The 17,858-nt window shown below is 41.1% G+C and carries 19 protein-coding genes; 5 read left to right on the forward strand and 14 right to left on the reverse strand.

The window, feature by feature from the left end:
- Positions 1–221: 221 nt before the first annotated feature.
- From PN450_RS05430 to PN450_RS05440, 3 genes are read right to left on the reverse strand one after another with little or no spacing between them, the layout of a single operon-like run.
- Positions 222–857: a phosphoribosyltransferase gene (locus PN450_RS05430; RefSeq protein WP_271835657.1), complete on the reverse strand. Its 636-nt coding sequence runs from the start codon at positions 855–857 to the stop codon at positions 222–224.
- A complete protein-coding gene (locus PN450_RS05435; RefSeq protein WP_271835658.1) occupies positions 854–1,204 on the reverse strand; it encodes an Hpt domain-containing protein in 351 nt (116 codons plus the stop codon). The genes PN450_RS05430 and PN450_RS05435 overlap by 4 nt, the downstream gene beginning before the upstream one ends.
- Positions 1,205–1,246: 42 nt before the next feature.
- Positions 1,247–2,725 (reverse strand): diguanylate cyclase domain-containing protein, encoded by a 1,479-nt coding sequence (locus PN450_RS05440; RefSeq protein WP_271835659.1) that lies wholly within the window; start codon positions 2,723–2,725, stop codon positions 1,247–1,249.
- 218 nt (positions 2,726–2,943) lie between these two features.
- Here PN450_RS05440 and PN450_RS05445 point away from each other — a divergent pair, with 218 nt between their 5' ends.
- Positions 2,944–3,888 (forward strand): aldo/keto reductase, encoded by a 945-nt coding sequence (locus PN450_RS05445; protein WP_271835660.1) that lies wholly within the window; start codon positions 2,944–2,946, stop codon positions 3,886–3,888.
- Between the two features lie 116 nt (positions 3,889–4,004).
- On the opposite strand, the gene PN450_RS05450 is transcribed toward PN450_RS05445, so the two are convergent.
- Both PN450_RS05450 and zds read right to left on the reverse strand, forming a co-directional pair.
- Positions 4,005–4,457 (reverse strand): SRPBCC family protein, encoded by a 453-nt coding sequence (locus PN450_RS05450; protein ID WP_015079856.1) that lies wholly within the window; start codon positions 4,455–4,457, stop codon positions 4,005–4,007.
- A gap of 179 nt (positions 4,458–4,636) precedes the next feature.
- Entirely contained in the window at positions 4,637–6,076 is a 1,440-nt protein-coding gene (gene zds, locus PN450_RS05455; RefSeq protein WP_015079855.1) for a 9,9'-di-cis-zeta-carotene desaturase, read from the reverse strand.
- A 64-nt stretch (positions 6,077–6,140) separates the two neighbouring features.
- Here zds and PN450_RS05460 point away from each other — a divergent pair, with 64 nt between their 5' ends.
- Positions 6,141–6,341 carry a hypothetical protein gene (locus tag PN450_RS05460; RefSeq protein ID WP_271835661.1) on the forward strand — a complete coding sequence of 67 codons (201 nt, stop codon included), beginning with the start codon at positions 6,141–6,143 and terminating at the stop codon, positions 6,339–6,341.
- Here PN450_RS05460 and PN450_RS05465 read toward each other — a convergent pair.
- Both PN450_RS05465 and PN450_RS05470 read right to left on the reverse strand, forming a co-directional pair.
- Positions 6,309–6,479: a ribbon-helix-helix domain-containing protein gene (locus PN450_RS05465; protein ID WP_015079854.1), complete on the reverse strand. Its 171-nt coding sequence runs from the start codon at positions 6,477–6,479 to the stop codon at positions 6,309–6,311. The two genes, PN450_RS05460 and PN450_RS05465, sit on opposite strands and share 33 nt — an antisense overlap.
- Positions 6,480–6,860: 381 nt before the next feature.
- Positions 6,861–8,477 carry a DUF6930 domain-containing protein gene (locus PN450_RS05470; RefSeq protein WP_168651189.1) on the reverse strand — a complete coding sequence of 539 codons (1,617 nt, stop codon included), beginning with the start codon at positions 8,475–8,477 and terminating at the stop codon, positions 6,861–6,863.
- Positions 8,478–8,776: 299 nt separating this feature from the next.
- On the opposite strand from PN450_RS05470, the gene PN450_RS05475 reads away from it, so the two are divergent.
- Both PN450_RS05475 and PN450_RS05480 read left to right on the forward strand, forming a co-directional pair.
- Positions 8,777–9,133, forward strand: a complete 357-nt coding sequence (locus tag PN450_RS05475) for an iron-sulfur cluster assembly accessory protein (RefSeq protein ID WP_015079852.1) — start codon at positions 8,777–8,779, stop codon at positions 9,131–9,133.
- Positions 9,134–9,337: 204 nt separating this feature from the next.
- A complete protein-coding gene (locus tag PN450_RS05480) occupies positions 9,338–9,769 on the forward strand; it encodes a tetratricopeptide repeat protein (protein ID WP_148760411.1) in 432 nt (143 codons plus the stop codon).
- Here PN450_RS05480 and PN450_RS05485 read toward each other — a convergent pair.
- The gene (locus tag PN450_RS05485; RefSeq protein WP_271835662.1) at positions 9,755–9,937 is read right to left on the reverse strand and encodes a hypothetical protein; all 183 of its coding nucleotides are present in this window, start codon (positions 9,935–9,937) and stop codon (positions 9,755–9,757) included. The two genes, PN450_RS05480 and PN450_RS05485, sit on opposite strands and share 15 nt — an antisense overlap.
- Positions 9,938–9,964: 27 nt before the next feature.
- On the opposite strand from PN450_RS05485, the gene PN450_RS05490 reads away from it, so the two are divergent.
- Positions 9,965–10,216: a hypothetical protein gene (locus PN450_RS05490; RefSeq protein WP_015079850.1), complete on the forward strand. Its 252-nt coding sequence runs from the start codon at positions 9,965–9,967 to the stop codon at positions 10,214–10,216.
- Between the two features lie 388 nt (positions 10,217–10,604).
- On the opposite strand, the gene PN450_RS05495 is transcribed toward PN450_RS05490, so the two are convergent.
- From PN450_RS05495 to PN450_RS05520, 6 genes are all read right to left on the reverse strand, one after another.
- On the reverse strand, positions 10,605–10,874 hold the full coding sequence (locus tag PN450_RS05495) for a hypothetical protein (protein WP_213712639.1): 270 nt from the start codon (positions 10,872–10,874) through the stop codon (positions 10,605–10,607).
- Positions 10,875–10,959: 85 nt separating this feature from the next.
- The gene (chlG, locus tag PN450_RS05500) at positions 10,960–11,994 is read right to left on the reverse strand and encodes a chlorophyll synthase ChlG (protein WP_271835663.1); all 1,035 of its coding nucleotides are present in this window, start codon (positions 11,992–11,994) and stop codon (positions 10,960–10,962) included.
- Positions 11,995–12,086: 92 nt separating this feature from the next.
- Entirely contained in the window at positions 12,087–13,187 is a 1,101-nt protein-coding gene (locus PN450_RS05505; protein ID WP_271835664.1) for a Get3/ArsA fold putative tail anchor-mediating ATPase NosAFP, read from the reverse strand.
- Between the two features lie 85 nt (positions 13,188–13,272).
- Entirely contained in the window at positions 13,273–13,464 is a 192-nt protein-coding gene (gene petP, locus PN450_RS05510) for a cytochrome b6f subunit PetP (RefSeq protein ID WP_271835665.1), read from the reverse strand.
- Between the two features lie 125 nt (positions 13,465–13,589).
- On the reverse strand, positions 13,590–16,286 hold the full coding sequence (gene cphA, locus PN450_RS05515) for a cyanophycin synthetase (RefSeq protein WP_271835666.1): 2,697 nt from the start codon (positions 16,284–16,286) through the stop codon (positions 13,590–13,592).
- A gap of 173 nt (positions 16,287–16,459) precedes the next feature.
- Positions 16,460–17,323 (reverse strand): cyanophycinase, encoded by an 864-nt coding sequence (locus PN450_RS05520; RefSeq protein WP_168696093.1) that lies wholly within the window; start codon positions 17,321–17,323, stop codon positions 16,460–16,462.
- Between the last annotated feature and the right edge of the window lie 535 nt (positions 17,324–17,858).

The raw sequence follows: 17,858 nt of genomic DNA on the forward strand, positions 1-17,858 counted from the left end.
AGAAGGAGAGAAGAATAGTCTCAAATTTCAGAAAGTGATAGGTTTTTAATGGTTTCAATCCTTATTCCTTGCACCTAATTCACTTTTTTAACCGGGAAACTCTTAATCTATCTAGGTTTTCGGTTTATTCAGCCAGCCCTAATTAAGAATTTATCAGGCTTCGCCTCGCTTCGCTAACACGCAGACGCGCAGAGTCTCAGAGAGTGAGCGGTTGGGAGATGTTAATTTCCTAAAAGTGCGCGAACTTCGTTATCTGTAGTTTGGCTAAAATCTTCGTACCATAAACCAATTGCAGACATGACTTCTGGACATTGCAAACAAACTACATCATCCACTTCTAAACGCAATTCTTCACAAGTATTTAGGGGTGCAACTGGAACAGCCACAATAATTTTTGTCGGCTGTTGTTGGTGAATAATAGTGAGGGCAACCCGCATGGTTGCACCAGTAGCAATCCCATCATCTATGACAATAACCGTTTTATTTTTCAGATCAATTGCTGGTTTATCACCGCGATAAACCTGATTCCGGCGCTTTAATTCTCGCAATTCCTGGTTAACAACTTGGGTAATTTTTTCTTGATCTATTCCCAAGGAATCAATTATATCTCGGTTGAAAACAATAATATTTTCCGAAGCAATTGCCCCCATAGCCAGTTCTTTGTGTCCAGGTACACCGAGTTTTCTGACTATGCACACATCCATGGCCGCATTCAAAATTTTAGCAACTTCAAAGGCTACAGGGACACCACCACGAGGCAAAGCTAGTACCAAGACATCCTCAAGGTTACTATATGCTTGTAAATGTTGAGCTAACATTTGACCAGCTTGAATGCGGTTAGAGAATTTTTTGCTCATGGGACTTTCACTATTTTCTTGAAAGCAATTTCAACTTGTGCATACTCATTAACCAACTGTGACACCAATTCTACAACCCCTTCTAGATTGCCACTCTTCCCTTTTGATTCTAACTCTAAACAAAGCTGATGGAGATTCATCGCTCCCAAAGAGGCACTGCTAGACTTTAAGTTGTGGGCTGTTTTGTCTACGGTATCAGCGTCTTCATTGGTGACAGCTATTTGAATCGCAGCGACAATTTTCGGAGATTCCACCAGATAACAGTTGATTATTTTCACCAAAACTTCCTGATCACCTTCTAGCATATCCAGTAAGGATTCTAAAACCTGAGTATCTATTGAAGACATTGTAAACTTTAATATTTTGATTTTATATTGTGGCAATTGCCATTAAACAGGAGTTTTTTCTGTTCCCTCTGAATGATAAATAACGTAGCGATTGCGTCCTGTTTCTTTTGCCCGATAAAGAGCTTCATCTGCCTTAGCAATGAGAAATTTTGCAGAACCGCTGGCTTGAGGAATAATAGTCGCAATCCCCAGACTCAGGGTCAGGTATGAACTAATTTGAGAACTTTTATGAATCAAACCCTTACTGCGGATAGATGAGAGAATTATTTCTGCAATACAAATTGCCCCAGCTATATCTGTATGCGGTAAAACTAAAGCAAATTCTTCACCACCATAACGAGCGGCTAAATCTCCGGGACGTTGGGCTATTTGATACAGAATTTGAGCAACTTCTTTTAAACATTCATCTCCAGATTGATGTCCATAAGTATCATTATAATTCTTGAAAAAGTCTATATCACAAAGAATCAAAGATAAAGGCGCTCTTTCTCTTTCTAAGCGTTGCCATTCTCGCTCTAAAACTTCATCAAAGGAGCGACGATTAGGAATTTGAGTCAAACCATCTATAGTTGCTAGTTGTTGTAATTTCTGGTTAGCTGCTTCTAATTGTTGATATAGTTCTGCTTGCTGAATAGCCATGACTAATGGATTTGTTAGTTGTGCTAGCAAATCAATATCCGATTTAGCCCATCTGCGTGGTTGAGAACATTCATAAACTACCAATAATCCCCAAATACTGTTTTCCTGTTGAATGGGGACAACTAAATTGGCTTTCGCTTGTAATTGACTCAGTAAATCAATATGACATTGGGAAAGCCCAGCATTATCAATATCTTCGATCACATAAATATTACTTTGCCGATAGTCGTAACTACATTGACCAGAAAAGTAAGTATCTTGAAATACTCTTCCTAACATAGAATCCCATTCAGCGGCTACAGATTCAACTATGACATATCCACTCCCATCTGGATGAAACCGATAGATAATAACACGATCGGTTTTCAATAATTTACGGACTTCGATAGCAGTTGTACTCAGAATTAGTTCTAAGTTTAAAGATGTGCGGATTTTTTGGGTAATTTTAGCGACTAGCTGCTCTTGTTGAATCTTATACTGTAATTCTTTCATAGTCCAGTGCATTTGTAGCAAGCGGCGGACTCTTTGTCTTAAAACTGCCCAGTGAATCGGTTTAGTAATATAGTCAGCAGCACCAACAGAAAATGCTTTATCTACGGAATCTTGGTCATTTAGTCCTGTAATCATTAATACAGGAATGTTAGAATCAAATGTGTTTAGCTGATCGCAGCAAGTAAAACCATCTATTATTGGCATTATGGCATCTAGAAGCACGATATCTGGCTGTGAAGTCATGACAATATTTAGGGCAATTTTGCCATTATCTGCTACCATCACTTGATATCCCTCTTTTTCCATCGCATAACGTAATTGCATTTGTATAACTAAGTCATCATCTACAATTAATACTAATGTGTTGTTTATGTGAATAGAGGAAGTCACTATCTATAATTTCCTTGCTGAACTTGAACTGAAACTATACACACATTATGACTTGAGTTGAGTAGCCCCAAAATCAAAATAGACATAATACTCAATCCAATTGGCAATGATATTAGCCGAAACATGGTCAAAATAAGTAATGGGACAGAATTAATTACACAACTGATTTTTCTGTTCCCTCTTCCCTTTTTTTTGTAAATATAATCAATTTTACCAAAATGGAAACCATCACATTAGGAAAAAATGGTCTAGCTGTTCCCCCTCTTTGTATCGGTACATGGGCTTGGGGTGATAAAGTATTTTGGAATTATGGCAACGGCTATGGTGAAGAACAGTTACAAGCGGCTTTTAATGCAGCTTTAGATGCTGGTATCACCTTCTTTGATACGGCAGAAGTTTACAGTTTAGGACTTTCGGAACAGTTTTTAGGAAAGTTCATGAAACAAAGCTCCCAAAAGGTACAAATTGCCACGAAGTTTGGCCCTTTACCTTGGCGTTGGGATGGTAAATCTGTATCTGACGCTTTAACGGCTAGTCTCCAACGTCTCCAAGTTGAGAAAATTGAATTGTACCAAGTTCATTGGCCTTTTGCTTTCTTTTTGACTCAAGAAACTCTCATGAATACCCTCGCAGATGAAGTGAAACGGGGGAGAATCGGCGCAGTAGGTGTGAGTAACTATTCAGCAGACCAAATGCGAGAAGCACACCAGATATTAGCCGCTAGGGGCGTACCTTTGGCTGTAAATCAGGTGCGTTATTCTCTACTAACGCGCCAAATAGAAGGTAAAGGTATTTCCCAAACAGCCCGTGATTTATGTGTAACTATTTTAGCTTATAGTCCCCTAGCTCAAGGATTGCTCACAGGTAAGTATACGCCCTCTTATAAGCCTCAAGGTGCAAGAAGCATAGATCCGCGATTTAGTCAAGATGGTTTAAATAAAATCGCCCCTGTTTTATCTCTATTACGAGAAATTGGTGAAAAATACGATCGCACTCCCGCCCAAGTATCCTTAAATTGGTTAATAGCCCAAGGTAATGTCATTCCCATTGCTGGAGTCAAAACCGCTGAACAAGTTAAACAAAATGCAGGGGCTTTAGGTTGGAAAATGACTCAAGATGAAATTGCTGAATTAGAAAAAATTACTCGTCCTTGGTTACATTAGGGGAGGAGTATGGCTAACGCCACGCTTGGCTATCAGGAGTTTAGTAGGAAGAATCAATCAATATTTCTTGCCTCTTGCCTCTTGCCTCTTGCCTATTCCCTATTCCCTATTCCCTATTAAGGCAAACTCATATCTTGGACATTCAAAGCGTATAATTTAAACCGTTCTAAATCTGCTTGAATTGTGGACTCTACCACCTTTCCTAAAAACAAATTATCCATGAGTTTACCAATCAAGCCAGGAATAGCATAGGAAACCGTCATTTTCACAATACTAAGATCATGACGATCATAAAAGCGAATTGCTCCTTGATTTGGTAAACCATCAACCGATTCCCATTGAATAATTTGATAAGGAATTATTTTGGTAATTCGAGATTTCCACGTAAAATCTAACCCTCCTGTACTCAGTTTCCATAGAGAAATTTCCGGGTTATCTTCAGTAATTTTGACTGAATCAATCCATTTCATCCATTTAGGCATTTGCTCTAAATCAGACCACAATCCCCATGCTAATTCTATGGGAACTTCAACTTCTACCTGGACACTATGTTCTAACCATTCACTCATAGGATTTTAGATTTTAGATTTTAGATTTTAGATTGGTAATTGGTAATTGGTAATTGGTAATGGGTGATTGGTAATTGGTAATTGGTAATTGGTAAACTTTTACTTATTCCCTCTTAACTGTCACCTGTCACCTGTCACCTGTCACCTGTCACCTGTCACCTGTCCCCAGTCCCCAATACCTACTTCTTCAAACTTTCGAGAATTACCTTAGCCGCACGTTTTCCAGAAACCGTTGCCCCTTCCATGCTGTCAATATAATCTTGTTGAGTATAACTCCCAGCTAGGAAAAAGTTAGGAATAGGTGTTTTTTGATCGGGACGGTACGCATCCATTCCTGGTGCTTCTCTATACAAAGACTGAGCCAATTTAACGACACTGTACCAAGTCATGTTTAAATCTCTTGACGAAGGGAACAGTTCATGCACTTGTTTAAGAACATGGTGAGCAATTTCTTCATTATTTTGCTTAATAAAAGGATCACCCGGTGTCAATACCAGTTGCAACAATGAACCCTCCCCAGGACGATAATAATCTGCGGGACTAGTTAAAGCCAAATCCGCAAAACAGGAAAAATCAGCATCAGCGGTATACAACAAATTATCTATCCCAGTCGCATGATTTAGCTGTTTGCGTTTTTCCTCATCTCCCAGTTCTGTCACCCAACCATCAAAGCGTAGCTGCACTGTAGCGACTGGAACAGCATCTAACTTATAAATGTTATCAAATTCTGGCCATTTCCGCCAAGGTTGGGGTAAAACTCGCTGAATCCCTGGAACATCACAAGCACAAAGATAAGCGTCAGCGGTAATTACTGCTTCTGTGTCACCTTGGGCAACTAATATACCAGTAACGTGAGTTTCGTCGCCAGACTCAGCAAACTGAATTTCTCGGACTTGACGACGGGTGTATATTTTTGTGCCTCTTTCTTCCAAGTATTTAACAATGGGTTTGTGTAAATATTCGTGAGGTGAACCTTCCAGCATTCGCAGAATTGAAGCTTCTGTTCTGACTGCAAAAAACTGGAAAATTGTCAACATACATCGGGCGGAAATATGATCACAATCTATAAATCCCAGGGCGTAAGCAATAGGATTCCAGAGACGTTTAATGCTACCTTTACTACCACCGTGACTATAGAACCAGTCAGAAAAACTGATTTTATCTAATTTGCGAATAGTTTTCATTGCCCCATCAAAGTCTACCAAACCTTGAACTATGGGGCTAGTACCCAGAGCGATCGCATTTTGGAATTTATCCCGTAATGAAAGTTGGGAAGTAGTAAAAAACGCCTTTAATCCGTTAAAAGGCGCACCAGTAAAAAAGCGAAAATCTAACGCCCCAGTTTGTCCACCTTTATTGATAAAAGTATGACTATGTTCTTTGAGGCGTAAATTATCCCCAGCCCCCACTTTTTCCATCAATGCAAACAGATTGTAGTAGCAGCCGAAAAAGACGTGCAGCCCCATTTCAATATGATTGCCGTCACCATCTACCCAACTGCTGACTTTACCACCCACAAACGGACGAGACTCGAAAATTTCTACCTCACAGCCCGCATCTACTAAATCTACAGCAGTTGCTAACCCAGCTAATCCCGCACCCACAATTGCAACGCGCATTCCCTCGTTCCTTGTTCAGTTTCTTTACAAATTGTAACTGAATTGGTGACTGGTCAGTTGTCAGTTGTCAGTAGGGGCGAAGCATTTGGAAGATAAATTATCGGTCATTGCCAAAAATAGTTCTCCAAATGCTTCGCCCCTACAGTTGCCAGTTGTCAGTTGCAAAAGAATATTTCTCTCCCCCGACTCCCCTACTTCCCCTGCCCCCTGCCCCCTGCTTCCCTGCCCTCTATCACCCTCCGGCCACTTCTTCCCCCTGGGGTAAACTTCTAATCAGTTCCCGAATGACATCTGTTGCTGGTCTACCTGTCTGTTGACAATATTTTTCTAGTTTCTCTGCTTCTTGTGTTGCGAGATTAACTGTTATGCGTTTAACTGCCCATTTTTTATTTGTCATTATCATGCACTTTGCTGTATATTAACTTGATTTAGAAAGTTCGGTCACTCAAAACAAAAATGATACTATGAAAGTTAGTCGGAATTAACAAGGTAACAAAAACACTAATCTTATTTAAAATTTTCAGTTTGTCAACTACCTACCAAAATTTATTTTGCGATGATTTTGCTTGAATACGGGAAATTTCTGGAGATTTGCACCATGAGTGCATTTTATACCAATTTAAGATGAAGCTGTATTGAATCAGATTTCTAGAATTATTGACTGCGGATAAACGCCGATAAAGACAGATGAATTCATGGATTTTATGATTCTGTGCAGCCTCTCATCAAGTTGGTATTAGATATCCTGTAATTTAATTCATAAATTTTAGGTATATCTATTTTTTTAGTCAAGTGTTTCTAAGTTTAATTCTTCCGAGGAAAGTACATTAGCTTCTAATAGAGCCATCATATCTCGTAATTGAGGATTACCACGAGCAGTCCCGGTCAATCCTTTGGCAATAATTAAACCGCAATGGCCTTTGGTATTTTTACACCGCTGATGCCATTTTTTCTTGGCTTCTATGTGAACTGGATCATCATCTAAAAATTGCCCAAACAAAAATAATTCATTATTATGTGTTTGCAATAAACCTAAGTCATAGAGATCATCATCCACAGGATCGGTTACCGTATGAAAACAGATGGCGTTTAATCCTCCAGCAGCTTGAATATTTTCAATAATTCCTTTAGCTTTAGGGCGAGAGGTTTGAATGACAATCACAGGTAACCCGTCCCCTTTGAGTTCAAATTCCCCTGCTGCTTGGTAATTAGGCGCTTGACGCAGGTAATTTAATGTTTCCCAGGGTAATACTCCCAAACTCATGAAAGCATCTTCAGGGATTAAGTCGTCTCTGAGGGCTTCAAAGATGGAATCATCTTCATCTTCATCATCTTCGTCATCTAAATCAAAACCAGCCATTTCTTCTAGTTCTGCTGTCAAATCTGGCATAGTAGAAACGGTGACAGTTAAAGATTTGCGATTGTTTTCGGGTTCTGGTAGGGAAATTCGATAACGTTGACTCAGGGTAAGAAAATCTTCGTCGTATAATTGCCGATGGTGGTCATGCAGAAAGCGCAATAAACTTTCTACAGCAACAAAAGTTAGTAGTGCTTCTTCTTCATACAAAACGGAACGTAATCCTTCTAGGGGATGAATATTTCCGAAGGTAGGTTCAATTTCTGAAAGTGGCATTTGTGCCAAATTTCCTAGATCATCATCTTCGTTTTCGTGCAAGGAATCAAAGGTGAGAAATAAACAATCTTGTTTGAGGAAGGCTTCTTCTAAATCTTGCTGAAGTTCATCTTCATCAGCTAAAACAGCAGCCCGAAACCGCTTGAGGGAATCTTCCGAACGATAAAACAAAATTCCATATTCAATTCCTAGCATTCCCATGACTGAGGCATAGAGTTTCTCTACATCCCATTGATTAATCTCTATGGATAAAATTTGCTGTTCTTCTAAAAATCTCCAAGGGGCAGATTGCCAAACTTCTAAGGCTTTATCATGGAGGAGTTGGGCGTATTTGGGTGGTAAATCGGGAATTTGGCTATCAATGACTTCGGCAAAAGAACGAAATAGTTCGTCAATTATGGGTAATTCTGGTACGTAGTCAATGGCAATATCTAAGTCTTGCAAGACTCCGCGCAGGTAAAATTGAATTTCCCGGTCGCGGACAACTATTCTTTGCGGTCTACCGGGTTTGGCTGGACTTTGGGGATGTTCTATTGCCTGCATGAGGGTACGCACAATGGCTTCTGGTCCCAGGGCGGGATCTACCATGTCCATGCTTCTCACAATGCCTTCTGAGGCATCTACCCAAAGAATACAATCTCCTTTGGCATCTGGGTCTGTAAAGGGGGTGTGTGGTGATGACAATGGACGGCGATCGCCCTCCCATACAGAAGGAATCTGGGGTAATTTCTGCAACCGACGACTGGTAGAGCGATTAAAACTTGTCATAGAGTAAGTGAATCAAAACAAAGCGATTGAAAATTAGAGTTTTGGGAATGGTTAATCTTTCAACACACCGAACCCCTCAATTCTAGAATAAAAATCTGAGGTTGCTAATAAACACAGCAACAGTTGACACAAACAGGGATTATTCTAAAATTTTCTCCTATCTTTCCATCTTCCCATCTTCTTATGCTTTTTTGCCGTCGGAATGTCGCTAAAATGAATACAAAAACATTCATAGCAGCCCAGAGGTACGAGAATGCCTGATGGGGTATTGATAAAACTAGTTCAGGAGTTAAGAATTTATGACACAAGCAACTCAAACTCAACAACGGGGAATTCTATTATCTGAATCTGCATTGCGTCAGGTTAAGTCTCTTCAAGATAAACAAGGGCAAGATCTATGCTTACGGGTGGGAGTTAGACAAGGTGGTTGTTCGGGAATGTCTTATATGATGGATTTTGAGGATGTCAGCAAGATTAACCCTGATGATGAGGTTTTTGATTATGATGGCTTCAAAATTATCAGCGATCGCAAAAGTCTACTTTATCTTTACGGCTTAATGCTCGATTATAGTGATGCCATGATTGGTGGTGGTTTCCAATTTACTAACCCCAATGCTGCCCAAACTTGTGGTTGCGGTAAGTCTTTCGGCGTTTGACACTCCCCGGTCTAAAGACATTGACACCTAAAATTTTTTGGAATTTTCAGGTATCAATTCCGAGGTTTTCAGCATATTTTTTGATAATTTAGGAGTCAGAAGTCAGAAGTCAATTAACAACTGACAACTGACCACTGACTAAGAACAACTGACAACTGACCACTGACTAAGAACAACTGACAACTGACCACTGACTAAGAACAAATGACTAATACAATTGATTCCGTTGATTCCCTATTTGATAAAGGTTTAGAACGCTACAAGGCTGGAGAATCTGTAGAGTCACTGATTCCTGTATTTAAAGAGGTATGCGATCGCTCTCCTAAAGCCAGTTCTGCCTGGGTTTGTCTCGCTTGGTTATATCTTCTTGATAATAAAGGTAAATTGGCTTTCAACGCTGCTAATAAAGCTGTGAAACTCAATCCCCAAGATCCGCAAGGAAGAATTAATCTGGCTTTAGCTATGTTAGAAACAGGTCAAAAGGGTTTACGGGAACACATTGACTTTGCACAACAATTGATATTTGTCAATGAAGAATGGCAGGAAGAAGTTAAAAATAGCATTGAAGATGGTTTAACCAGAAACCCTGATTGGAAAAACTTAGCCAAAGTCAAAAAATGGTTATTTGAAAAATAGGGAACAGGGAACAGGGAACAGGGAACAGTGAACAGGGAACAGGGAACAGGGAGAAGATACTTCCAACTGACAACTGACAACTAACAACTGTACGGGCGAAGCATTTGGAGAACTATTTTTGGCAATGACCGATAATTTATCTTCCAAATGCTTCGCCCCTACTGACAACTGACAACTGACAATTGACCAATCAAAATGAAAGACAAATTATTAAACTGGCTCAACTTAATCTTAGTCGCTGATGTTTTTTTAGTGATTTTGGGTTTTGCGTGGCTTGTTATAGCTGTGATTGGTGATGCTTCGGGAATCAATTTAGGTTTAGATTTGTGGCACAAACTCTGGATGCCAGTATTTAATCCTGCTATTGGTATATTGATGGGTGGTGCGCTATTTAGTGGCATTATTAGTTGGGTATCTAAGAAACTGACCAAAAATGAGTTGTCTTGAATTTTACTCATTTTCAAATAGCTGGATTAATCGTCTGAAAGGGTTTGGCAATGCTCATTGGTGTCAACTTAACGTAAAACCCATAGCCCGACTGGGAATGATAGCGCAGCGTGGCGTAAGCCATATTCCCAGTCTAATAGCGGAAGTCATCTAAAGATGACTGAATACTAGGAAAATGTATTAGTCCGTTTTAACGGACTTGATCTATTAGACAGGGAATTTATTCCCTGGTGGGTGTGGAACCCAAACAAATAAGCCACTTGTACTGAGCTTGCGATGCCCTGAGCCTGTCGAAGGGTCGAAGTATCTGTAGCCTAAGTTGACACAAGTAAGCATTGCTAAACCCCTACAAATAATCCACAACAAATAGAAAGCCCAGAGATAACAATTAATTTGATTGATAATCTTGACAACCAATTGCTTCTTCTGTATTCGCAATGTATGGATTTACTGTACATTTAAGACGATAATTATTAGTAAAAAATTGGCAATTAGGACAGGGGATTTTGTGCATTTCTTGAGCAGTTTTAACAGTCTCTTTTGTTGCTGTCCATAAATTCAAAAATACCAAAACCATCACAGTCCAAGATGTGATAAAGCAAATCGGAATCAAGAATGCTTTTATTCCCTGAATTAGAAAAGATATAAAATTCAACATGGCAATTTATAAAATAAGTGAGGAGTTAGAAATTAATATAACTCCTAACTCCTCATTGCTCACGTCTAGCTGAAGATATATTCAATTAAACGCCAGCTTGACCTAATGCAATACCTGTTACCAACATTCCCAAAACCAAAAACGGTTGGGCGCTGGCTTGATATTTGACATCATTGGCTATGGGATCACGGAGAAAATACATATCTTGGAAAGTGATTTGGGGAATGATTAATAAGACGAGAATTGCTGCATATAAATTCTCGTGAATACTCACCAAATAACCTGCCACCAAACCTTGAAATAAGTCAATCATGACTACACAAATCAAAGCCGCAGTTTGGATGCCAAACATAACTGGTAATGATTGTAGTCCTAATTGGCGATCGCCTTCCACACTCTTAAAATCATTGACGATGGCAATACCCAAACCAGCCAAACTGTAGAATAGAGTCAGAATCACAATTTTCCAATTCAATTCTCCAAATAAAGCATGACCAGCCCACCAAGGTAAAGCAATGTAACTTGCACCCAAAGCATAATTTCCTAACCAACCATTTTGTTTTAATTTCAATGGTGGTGCAGAATAGATATAGGCGATAAAAGTCCCAAAAACGGACAACATTAAAACAGTAGGAAATTGATGACCTGCCCATAAATCTAAGGTATAAGCCACCCCACATCCTAATAATAGTAAAAGCACGAATTGGCTAATTACTTGCTTTTCAGAAATTCTCCCCGAAGGTATGGGGCGGTAAGGCTCATTAATCGCGTCAATTTCTCGGTCATAATAATCATTGATGGTTTGGGTATAACCTGTCAACAAAGGACCAGAAAGCAACATACAAAGGGCAGACTTCAAAACATTTTCTAAAGTCCAAGTGTAGTTACCAGAAGAAGCCGCACCGCAGACCACACCCCAAATTAGGGGAATCCAGGTAATCGGTTTCATCAATTGCAAGCGAATTTTCCAAATAGAAGTTTCCCCAGCACTTGCACCTTTCATTCCTAGCAATTGCCGAGTTTTCGCATTACGGTCTTCTGCAATTGTGACTTCTGGATTTGTAGATTCTATAGCCTCATTCGGCTGAGAATTTGGGTCAATGGGAGTTGATTCAGACATAAGGGGTAATGGTAATTGGTAATAGGTGATTGGTAATAGGTAATGGGTAATTGGTAATTATTGCCCAGTCCCCAATCCCCAGTCCCCAATCCCTAAAAAGAAATTATCAAATAACTATTTTGAAACTTTGCACCAGTTACAGGTTTACCACTTAAAGCCGGGGGCAGGAAGATATTACGTCTTTGATCTCCGGCTTCTACTGTGACTTCTGGTCCCTGTTGAGTAAGTTTTACCTGTTTTTTGTCGAAACCAGGTAAAAATAAGCGGACTTGGCGATTATGTACGTCAATTTCAATTGGTTGGTTAGCTTGTAATGCTTGCTCAACAAAATTGGGTAAAGCATCTATCAGAGGTTGCCATTCCCCATTGACAACATCAGGAACTATGCTCACAGGTAGAGGTGCAAATTCCTGGGATAAGTTAGTATTTTCTCCATCAGCAACTAAGATTGCTCCACCAACAGTTAAACCAATTTGTTGGGCGCTTCCCCACAGATAGCGGGAATTTGCCACATCAATGGGTTCTGATGTTGTCACCAAAAAAGCGGCAACCCGCTGGGGATTAGCTAAAGCGGCTTTACCTTGTTCGAGAAAATTATTAACTTGGTTAGTGGGTTGAGAAAAATTATCAGCAGTCCAATTAATATTAAAAAGACTGCTAATTAAAGGTTGAATTAGGGGAGATTCGGTAATTGTTTTCCCTAAATCGGAATTTACGAACAATTGCCTAAATCGTCTCATATACCAACTTAAAGATTCTGGCATTCCCAACATTCGCAAGCTGGCAGCATCGCCTGTGCCATCATAGATAATCGCGTCATATTTACCACTGGCATCATATTCACGAATCGCATTGAGAGCAAGGGCGTTGTCCATACCTGGTAATACCACCAGTTCCTGCCCATAAACCTCTTTAAAAATCGGTGTGCGGAGGTATTGAGCCTCCAATTTTTTCACTTCGTCCCAGTTGCGTTCTAGCAGTACAGATGCTTGAAACTGTACTGCTTGTAGATTAGGAGAGATTTCCTGGGGGTCAGGAGTCAGAGTAGTATTGAGTAGAATTGGCAATGTTGGATCTGCTAGTCCTGCTAGAAGTACCCTTTTGCCTTGTGTTGCCAAACTAATGGCTGCGGCGATCGCTATCTTACTGCGAGCGATGCCGTTTTTGCCCAAAAATGTCAGTATCAAGGCCATTACTCAATTTCCAATTTTGCCGATCTTTTCAATAACAACTTAGCACTCAACCAATCTTTTTAGCCTCTACTGTAAGTTGTTTTGACTAAGTTGGTTTGATTTCATCTTCAAAAAACCAGGTAGAGAAATTATCGTCAAACTTGACCACCACACCGATTCCCGCCCCGTCAGTGACTTTGTAGCCTTGGATAATGCCGATTTTTCCCAGTTTTTGAGCGATAGTAGAGGATACGCGATCGCGCAAACGAATCACCTTAACTTTCTGTCCGATGTCCATGATCTAGTTACAATAAAATAATCCAAATCTCAGTGTAGCGGAATCTGTCACTTACCCACCATTAATTAACCCCCAGACTTAAATTATTCATCAGTCTGAGGGCAATTTACCAACAAGAGATGCTCCTAAATCAGTGTATTAATCGCCGAAGAAGAAGCTACACCATTTTGCGAATCATTGTTAGTTGATTGCTGTGGCTGGGTTTCTTCCTGTACACCTCGCATCTTAATTAACTTAATAGCCCGGTTCACACTTTCTGGCAAAACTACCACCAGACTACCATCAGGAGCCATGTCCAAGGCTTTGTTAATAGCTGTGGTTTCATCCAAAATTGATTCAAAGCGGTAATTAGGCTTAACTTGGGTAATGCCTTGAATAATCAAATCTGAAGCTGAACCACGAGGTCTACCTCTAGTATCATCATCTTCTTTAATAATAATGTAGTCAAAGATATCTGCTGATAACTTACCTAGAGTCACAAAATCTTCATCACGGCGATCGCCCGGACCACCAATCACACCAATGCGCTGTCCCGTTGTCCAATTCCGAACAAATGACCCCAAAGCCTCATAACTAGCCGCATTGTGGGCATAATCTACCAAAGCATGGTGTTTACCCAAATTAAACAAATTCATCCGTCCTGGGGTCTGACTCACGGAAGCACGGAAGCCTCTTAAACCAGCCCGAATTTGCTCAATGGTGACATCTTGAACAAAAGCCGCCAAACTAGCAGCTAAAGCATTAGCAATCATAAATGGCGCTCTTGCACCCATTGTCAAAGGAATATTTTCTGCTCTTTCGATGCGGTGGGTCCAATCACCTTTGACAATAGACAGATAACCATGTTCATAGACTGCGGCCACTCCACCCTGTTGAATATGTTTCCGTACCAGATCCGAGTCTGGATTCATGGTAAAGTAGGCAATATTTGCCTTAGTCTTTTCTGCCATCGCTGCAACCCGGTGATCATCGGCATTGAGTACCGCATAACCATCAGGAAAAACAGCCTCAGCAACTACACTTTTGAGATGGGCTAATTGTTCAATAGTATCTATATCGCCGATGCCCAGATGGTCAGCAGACACATTTAATACCACACCTACATTAGCATTTTCAAAACCCAACCCAGAGCGGAGAATCCCACCGCGAGCCGATTCCAATACCGCTACTTCTACGGTTGGATCTTGAAGGATAACATGGGCGCTTTGAGGACCTGTATTATCTCCTGATTCTACTAAGAAATCACCGATATAAGTACCGTCTGTAGTTGTGTAGCCTACTACTTTACCAGTTTGCTTATAGATATGTGCTAACAGGCGGGTAGTGGTGGTTTTACCATTTGTGCCTGTGACAGAGAGCAGAGGAATCCGTCCAGATTGTTCATTGGGGAACAGCATATCCATGACTGCACCAGCGACATTGCGGGGGATACCAATGCTGGGGGCGACGTGCATTCGGAAACCAGGGGCGGCGTTGACTTCGACAATTACCGCATCTACTTCTCGGAGCGGACGGCTAATATCGGAAGTGACAATATCTATCCCAGCTACATCTAAACCGATGATTCTCACTACCCGTTGTGCTAACCATATATTTTCCGGGTGAATTTCGTCTGTGCGATCTACAGCACTACCACCTGTACTCAAGTTGGCTGTAGCCCGCAGATAACACATTACCCCCTGGGGTGGCACACTATTGATGGTGTAGCCTTGTCTATCTAGGAGTTGATAGCTGGTACGGTCTAGTTCAATCTTAGTTAAGACATTATCATGCCCGTCACCCCGCTTAGGATCAAGGTTTGTTTCTTCAATTAGTTCTGTAATCGTAGATTTGCCATTACCCACGACATGGGCGGGGATTCTCTCCGCTACAGCAACTACCTTGCCATTAACTACCAATACCCGATGATCTCGTCCTACATAATATCTTTCCACAATAACTGAACGAGAAACCTGTCTAGCCATTTCATAAGCGGCTTCTGCGTCTTCCCAATTACGGATATCAATGGTAATACCCCGTCCATGATTACCATCTGAAGGTTTAATCACGATGGGATAACCACCAACATATTCAACGGCTTCCTCTAAATCATCAAAGAAATTGATAACTGTCCCTCTAGGAACTGGGACACCGTTGGCATCGAGAATCCGTTTAGTAGCTTCTTTATCACCAGCTAGTTCGACACCAAGAATGCCTGTGTTATTGGTCATTGTGGCCTGAATCCGTTTTTGATGGATACCATAGCCCAATTGAATTAAGAATCTAGCTGGTAAAGGCATCCAAGGAATACCTTTTTTCTCCGCTTCTTTGATAATAGCTTCTGTTGAAGGTCCTAGCGAAGCATCACGCCAAAAGTCTTTCAGGTCTTGAACATCTTGCTCTAGTTCGGCTTTGGGATAACGTCCCCGGTCAATAATACTTTGACATAGCCTGACTGCTGCCCGTGCTGCATAGCGACCCGCTTCTTCATTTAGGTACTCAATCACTACCTGATAAATTCCAGGTGTGACAGTTTCACGGGTGCGACCGAAACCTACGTGCATTCCCGCTAATTCCTGGAGTTCCAAGGCTACGTGTTCCACTATATGACCCATCATGGTGCCTTCTCGCACCCGCATCAGAAAACCACCCCGACAGCCAGGGGAGCAGTAGTGACCCTCTAGGCTGGGGAGAGCCTCTACTAATCCTTCATAAAAGCCAGGGATTTCATTAGAGGGCGTTTCGGCAAGATTTTCTAAATCTAGGCGCATGACGATGAGCTTGTGCCGTCGAATGCTCCAGTAATTTGGGCCGCGTAAGGTCTGGATCTTGAGGATTCTCATGGGAATAGGTAGATGGAGATTCGGAACCAAAATTCTAGTTTCTTACTGGAATTGACCGCTAAACTGTTCATGTCAAACAGTTTTTTATGATTAGATAGTATTTATCTAAAATCTGAAAACAGGAAGAAATCAGAGCGCGGTCAAATCATTGTCATCTGAGATACTCTATACCGTCAGCTAGAGATGCGATGCACAGCAGGTAAAACAGTACGTTGGTAAAGATGGAAGCGATCTCCGTAACTGAGGATATGTAGTCTTAAATTATGTAAAGTCAAGGGTTCGTTAGCATTAACATTGGGTTCATTAGTGTGGGTAAGTTCTGTAGGATCAACAATGGTGACACTGCCTTTGCCCATAACTTGTAACCAACCATCTCGTTCAAACACAGCACAGGTATCTTCGTCAATACCAATGCCCAGTCTATCAGGGTGAGCGGCGATGGCACTAACTAATCTCCCCATGCGATTCCGGTTATGGAAATGTTGGTCAACGACAACTTCAGGAATGAATCCTAAGCCTGTTGCCATATCCACTAGGGAACGATTGGGGGTTTCACCACTGCCACCACCTGCGATCATGTGATGTCCCATGACGGCTGCTCCAGCACTTGTTCCTGCTAAAGTCAGTTGTCCGGCTCTCACCCGCTGGCGGATAATTTCCATTGCTGGTGTGTCGGAGAGGACTCCACAAAGACGCAGTTGGTCTCCTCCTGTCAAGAAGACACCACTACAGGCTTCGAGGGATGCTTTAATCTCCGGATTTTCGCATTGTTCCCGTTCCCGAATGTCTAAAATTTCAACCTTCTCCGCACCCATTTCTTCAAAAATGCGAACGTACCTACCAGCAATAATGGCAGGCTCACGGGAGGCTGATGGAATTATTGTAATATACGCCTTGTTACCACCAGCACGAACAAAAAAAGTTCTCAGAATTTCTCGTCCATGAACTTTATCTTCTGCGCCTCCGATAACTAGTACGGCGGTTTTAGTAGCTTGGGGTGTCCTCATTTCCAGCGATTTAACTTCTAACTGCGGCATTGTGTTTCTGCTTGAGGGAGTCAACAACTTCAGGTTAATTCAACAAGGGTTGCTACTTGTTAATTTTCGCCTTTTGCTTTAATGAGAGGACACTGCTTGACGCACACGATGCCTCAATTTTCTCATGTCCGTCATTCTCATGGCCAGCATCTTGTTTTTTACCTATCTACTTTTCCAGCCGGGAATTATAGCGCTAAATTCACTATAATTCCCTTCTGGATTTAGGTTTTAGTCGGCCTTGACACTCTTACTTCTGAGCTTGGCTAGATGCATCCCGGAAGTTGTTAACTTTGGTGGGATTATTAATTTAAATTTAGTAGTGACAATATTTAAACATAAATCAAGTAACTAGAAAAACTTTTGATCTCACTTGGAAACCGAGAACAGGGAACAGGGAACAGGGAACAGGAGAGAAACTTCCTTCTTTATTCTTTCTTCTCTTTCTCCTGACTCCTGACTCGGTGACTCCTGACTCCTGACTCCTGAACTCCTGACTCCTGACTCGGTGACTCCTGACTCCTGAACTCCTGACTCC

The organism is Dolichospermum lemmermannii CS-548 (genome assembly GCF_028330815.1).
Taxonomy (GTDB): domain Bacteria; phylum Cyanobacteriota; class Cyanobacteriia; order Cyanobacteriales; family Nostocaceae; genus Dolichospermum; species Dolichospermum lemmermannii.

Excerpts from the sequence above, each read along its gene's own strand:
- PN450_RS05465 (WP_015079854.1), bottom strand. The coding sequence starts at position 6,479 with ATGATAATGACAAATAAAAAATGGGCAGTTAAACGCATAACAGTTAAT.
- PN450_RS05520 (WP_168696093.1), bottom strand. The coding sequence starts at position 17,323 with ATGCCGCAGTTAGAAGTTAAATCGCTGGAAATGAGGACACCCCAAGCT.
- PN450_RS05495 (WP_213712639.1), bottom strand. The coding sequence starts at position 10,874 with ATGTTGAATTTTATATCTTTTCTAATTCAGGGAATAAAAGCATTCTTG.
- cphA (WP_271835666.1), bottom strand. The coding sequence starts at position 16,286 with ATGAGAATCCTCAAGATCCAGACCTTACGCGGCCCAAATTACTGGAGC.
- PN450_RS05480 (WP_148760411.1), top strand. The coding sequence starts at position 9,338 with ATGACTAATACAATTGATTCCGTTGATTCCCTATTTGATAAAGGTTTA.
- zds (WP_015079855.1), bottom strand. The coding sequence starts at position 6,076 with ATGCGCGTTGCAATTGTGGGTGCGGGATTAGCTGGGTTAGCAACTGCT.
- PN450_RS05505 (WP_271835664.1), bottom strand. The coding sequence starts at position 13,187 with ATGGCCTTGATACTGACATTTTTGGGCAAAAACGGCATCGCTCGCAGT.
- PN450_RS05445 (WP_271835660.1), top strand. The coding sequence starts at position 2,944 with ATGGAAACCATCACATTAGGAAAAAATGGTCTAGCTGTTCCCCCTCTT.
- PN450_RS05490 (WP_015079850.1), top strand. The coding sequence starts at position 9,965 with ATGAAAGACAAATTATTAAACTGGCTCAACTTAATCTTAGTCGCTGAT.
- PN450_RS05475 (WP_015079852.1), top strand. The coding sequence starts at position 8,777 with ATGACACAAGCAACTCAAACTCAACAACGGGGAATTCTATTATCTGAA.
- petP (WP_271835665.1), bottom strand. The coding sequence starts at position 13,464 with ATGGACATCGGACAGAAAGTTAAGGTGATTCGTTTGCGCGATCGCGTA.
- PN450_RS05450 (WP_015079856.1), bottom strand. The coding sequence starts at position 4,457 with ATGAGTGAATGGTTAGAACATAGTGTCCAGGTAGAAGTTGAAGTTCCC.
- chlG (WP_271835663.1), bottom strand. The coding sequence starts at position 11,994 with ATGTCTGAATCAACTCCCATTGACCCAAATTCTCAGCCGAATGAGGCT.
- PN450_RS05430 (WP_271835657.1), bottom strand. The coding sequence starts at position 857 with ATGAGCAAAAAATTCTCTAACCGCATTCAAGCTGGTCAAATGTTAGCT.
- PN450_RS05470 (WP_168651189.1), bottom strand. The coding sequence starts at position 8,477 with ATGACAAGTTTTAATCGCTCTACCAGTCGTCGGTTGCAGAAATTACCC.
- PN450_RS05435 (WP_271835658.1), bottom strand. The coding sequence starts at position 1,204 with ATGTCTTCAATAGATACTCAGGTTTTAGAATCCTTACTGGATATGCTA.